This window comes from Pseudomonas sp. UBA6753, from assembly GCF_002453565.1.
Taxonomy (GTDB): Bacteria; Pseudomonadota; Gammaproteobacteria; order Pseudomonadales; family Pseudomonadaceae; genus Aquipseudomonas; species Aquipseudomonas putida_Z.
The window spans coordinates 739-5,404 of the sequence record NZ_DKHD01000028.1; the positions used below are offsets into that span (position 1 = coordinate 739).

Here is a 4,666-nt window from a genome sequence, read left to right on the forward strand (position 1 = left end):
GGCGCTCGGTCTCGACCCGGTTGCGGTTGGCCGTGGGCACACCAACACGGATGTCGGCCTGGCCCGAGTAGCGATGCAGCAGGGTCTGGAAGCTGGCCAGTAACAGCATGAACGGCGTCACGCCCTGCTGCTGGGCAACGCGCTTGAGGTTGGCCGCCAGCTCATTGCCCAACTCAATCGGCCAACGCGCGCCTTGGTGGCTCGGTACTGCCGGGCGCGGATGGTCCAACGGCAGCTCCAGCACCGGTTGCTCATCACCCAACTGTTCGGTCCAGTAGGCCAGCTGCCGCGCCTGCTCACCGGCCTCCATCCAGTTGCGCTGCCACACGGCAAAGTCCGCGTACTGGATCGGCAAGGGCGGCAACTGCGGCACCTGGCCCTGGCTGTAGCCGGCATACAGTTGCACCAGTTCGTCGACCAGCACCGGCATCGACCAGCCATCGGCGACGATATGGTGCAGGGTCAGCACCAATACATGCTGGTCCGCCGCCACGCGCAGCAGCCTGGCCCGCAGCAGCGGCCCCTGCTCCAGGTCGAACGGTTGTCCTGCTTCGGTCTCGACCCAGGCCCGCACAGCGGCCTCGTCGGCGTGCGCCTGCTCCTCGATGGCCAGCTCGAACGGCACTTGAGCATGAATGACCTGCACTGCCTGTTCGCCGTCCAGGCGGAAGGTGGTGCGCAGGGTTTCGTGGCGCTCGATCAAGGCGCCGAAGGCTTGTTGCAGAGCAGCGATATCCAGCGCCCCGGCCAGCTTCAGTGCGGCCGGAATGTTGTAAGTGGCGCTGTGCGGTGCCCATTGCCACAAGAACCACTGCCGTTGCTGGGCGTAGGAAAGCGCTAGCGGCTGCGCCCTGCTCACGCATTCGATGACGGCAGCCTGTGCCCGTTCACCGTGCTCGGCACGTTTGGCAAAGTCCCTCAACACCGGAGCCTCGAACAGGGTAAGCAACTGCACGTCCAGCCCCAAGTGCTGACGAATGCGGGCAATCACCGAAACTGCCAGCAGAGAATGCCCGCCCTGCAGGAAGAAGTGGTCGCCGAGGCCGACCCTCTCCACCTTCAGCACATCGGCCCAGATCGCCGCGATCTGCTGCTCCAGATCGCTCTGCGGGGCGACGTACTCGCCCTGCGACTGGCTGGCATCCGGCTGCGGCAGGGCCTTGCGGTCCAGCTTGCCGTTCGGCGTCACTGGCAGCTTGCCGAGCAGCAGCAGGTGCGCGGGCACCATGTAGTCCGGCAAACCGGCCTTCAGCGCCTCGCGCAGGCTGTCGCGCAATGCGCCTTCGTCTTGCGTGCTGTCGGCAGGCACCACATAGCCCACCAGCTGCTTGCCGCTTGGCCCGTCCTGGGCCAGCACCACGGCTTCTTGCACACTCGGCAGCTCCAGCAAGCGCGCCTCGATCTCGCCCAGTTCGATACGCAGGCCGCGGATCTTCACCTGGTGGTCGATGCGCCCGGCGTAGTCGATCACGCCATCGGCGCGGTAGCGCGCCAGGTCGCCGGTACGGTACAGGCGCCCGCCGTTGTCGCTGAACGGGTCCGGCACGAAGCGTTCGGCGGTCAGCGCCGGGCGTTGGTGGTAACCGCGGGCCAGGCCTACGCCGCCGAGGTACAGCTCGCCAGCACTGCCGCGCACCGCCGGTTGCAGGCTGCCTTCGAGGATGTGGGTCTTGAGGTTGTCGATCGGCTGGCCGATCGGCACGCTGATGCTTTCGTCCGGCTGGCAGGTCCAGTGGGTCACGTCGATCGCCGCTTCGGTCGGGCCGTACAGGTTGTACAGGCCCGCCGCCGGCAGGCGTTGCAGGGTCTGGCGGGCCAGTTCGGCCGGCAACGCTTCACCGCTGCACACCACGCGCTTGAGACTGACGCAGCTTTCGACCGCTTCGTGGGTCATGAACGCCTGCAGCATCGACGGCACGAAGTGCAGCGTGCTGATGCCGTAATGGTTGATGGTTTCGACCAGCAACTGCGGGTCGCGGTGCGCGCCCGGCTGGGCCACGACCAGGCGCGCGCCGGTCATCAGTGGCCAGAAGAACTCCCACACCGACACGTCGAAGCTGAACGGGGTTTTCTGCAGCACGCTGTCGCTGGCGTCCAGCCCGTAGGCCTTCTGCATCCAGCACAGGCGGTTGACCAGCGCCTGATGGCTGTTGCCAGCGCCCTTCGGGCGACCGGTGGAGCCGGAGGTGTAGATCACGTAGGCGAGGTTCAGCGGGGCCACGTCGACGTTCGGGTTGGCATCGCTGTAGCCGTCGAAGTTCTCGGTATCCAGGTCCAGGCTGCGCAGGCCGGCCGGGATCGGCAGGGTCTCGCGCAAGTGCGACTGGGTCAGCAGCAAGGCGATGCCGCTGTCCTCGAACATGTAGCTCAGACGGTCCTGGGGATATTCCGGGTCCAGCGGCACATAGGCGCCGCCGGCCTTCACGATACCCAGCAAGCCGATGACCATCTCCAGGCTGCGCTCCATGGCGATGCCCACCAGCACGTCCGGGCCCACGCCCTGCTCGCGCAGCTTGTGCGCCAGCTGGTTGCTACGGCGGTTGAGCTCGGCATAGCTCAGGGTCTGCTCGCCAAAGGCCAGCGCCGGGGCATCCGGGGTGGCGAACACCTGGGCTTCGATCAGCTGATGGATGCTTTGCCCTGCCGGAAAGTCCGCTTCGGTGGCGTTCCAGTCGCGCACGATGATGTGCCGCTCAGGCTCGCCCAGCAGCGGCAGGTCGGCAACCCGCTGCCCAGGCTCGCATACGATCCCCTGCAGCAGGTTCAGCCAATGCCGGGCCATGCCCTCGATGGTCGCCGCGTCGAACAGGTCGGTGGCGTAGGTCAGTGCCGCGCCAATGACCTGCTCGTGCTCGAAGGTATCCAGGGTCAGGTCGAACTTGGCCGTGTGGCTGTCCCAGACCAGCTCTTCCATCTGCAGCCCTTGCAGGCTACGGCGCTCGCCCTTGGCCTGGGTCTGGTGGTTGTACATCACCTGGAACAGCGGGCTGTGGCCCAGGTTGCGCTCGACCTGCAAGGCCTCGACCAACTGCTCGAACGGCAGGTCCTGATGGGCCTGGGCACCCAGTGCGCGTTGCTTCACCTGCTGCAGCAGCTCAATGAAGGTCATCTGCAGGTCGAACTCGGCCCTTAGCACCTGGGTGTTGACGAAAAAGCCGATCAGGCGCTCGGTCTCGACCCGGTTGCGGTTGGCAACCGGTACACCGACGCGGATGTCTGGCTGGCCGCTGTAGCGGTGCAGCAGCGCCTGGAAGCTGGCCAGCAACAGCATGAACGGCGTCACGCCCTGCTGCTGTGCCAGCTGCTTGAGCGCCCCGGCCAGTTGCTGGTCCAGAGCGACCTTTACCCGTGCGCCCTGATGGCTGCTCACGGCGGGCCGCGGGCGGTCGGTGGGCAGCTCCAGCACGGGCTGCTCTTCCCCCAGTTGCGCGGTCCAGTAGGCCAGTTGCCTTTCCTGCTCGCCGGCCTCCATCCAGTTGCGCTGCCAGGTGGCGTAATCGGCGTACTGCACCGGCAGTGTCGGCAACGCCACGGGTTGGCCCTGGCTGTGGCCGTGGTAGAGCTGCACCAGCTCGTTGACCATTTCCGGCATCGACCAGCCGTCGGAGACGATGTGGTGCAGGGTCAGCACCAGAACGTGTTCGTCTGCTGCCTGGCGCAACAGGCGCACACGCAGCAGCGGGCCCTGTTGCAGGTCGAAAGGCAGGTGGGCTTCGGCCTCGACACGCTGACGCAGGTGGCTGTCATCGGCCTGCGCCAGCACTTCAACGGCCAGTTCGAAAGGGACATGTGGGTGGATCACCTGAACCGCTTGCTCCCCTTCCAGGCGGAAGGTGGTACGCAGCGTTTCGTGGCGCTCGATCAGGGCCTCGAAACTGCGCTGCAGGGCTTGGGTATCCAGGTGGCCTTTGAAACGCAAGACGGACGAGAGGTTGTACGCGCTGCCCACCTCGCCCAGTTGCGACAGTATCCACAGGCGCTGCTGAGCGTAGGAAAGCAGCACCGGCTCTGCAGGATCCCTCGGGAAGATCGGCGTGACACCGTACAGGTTCACGCCTTGTTTCTTGAGCAAGGCTGCCAACGCCTTACGTTTTTGGGTGGACAACGATACGACCGTATCGAGCAGCTCTTGCACAGGGAATCTCCTAAGAAATCAGCTCATCAATTTCCTCCGTAGTTAGACGGTTGAGTGGTGGCATGGATTTAGATGGAAATTCGGGGGAGGCAGCGCCCGGTGCATGTACAGCGTCAGCCTGATACCTGCACCGAACCCACTTCCCATGGCACTGCACATAACTCATTGAATTGGCAGGGCCCCTGTGGGACTCGGAAGCCTGCGCCGTACCTGTAGGAGCGGGCGCGCCCGCGAACACCGGCGCAGCCGGTGCCACCCACCGCGTCACCTGCTTCGCGGGCATGCCCGCTCCCACAAGCACCCCATCAGCTGAAGGAATGCGCTGTACCTGTAGGAGCGGGCGCGCCCGCGAACACCGGCGCAGCCGGTGCCATCCACCGCGTCGCCTGCTTCGCGGGTAAACCCGCTCCCACAGGGCCCCCACCAGCTGAAGGAATGCGCCATACCTGTGGGAGCGGGCGCGCCCGCGAAGAATCCGACGCGGTGCATGGCACCGGCTACGCCGGTGTTCGCGGGCATGCCCGCTCCCAC

Annotated in this window: 1 protein-coding gene; it reads right to left on the reverse strand. The window is 65.8% G+C overall.

Annotated elements, in window-relative coordinates; genetic code table 11:
- Window positions 1–4,072, reverse strand: a 4,072-nt coding sequence (locus B2790_RS10250; protein ID WP_349681752.1) for an amino acid adenylation domain-containing protein, incomplete at its 3' end; no start/stop codon positions are given.
- Window positions 4,073–4,666 lie beyond the last annotated feature (594 nt).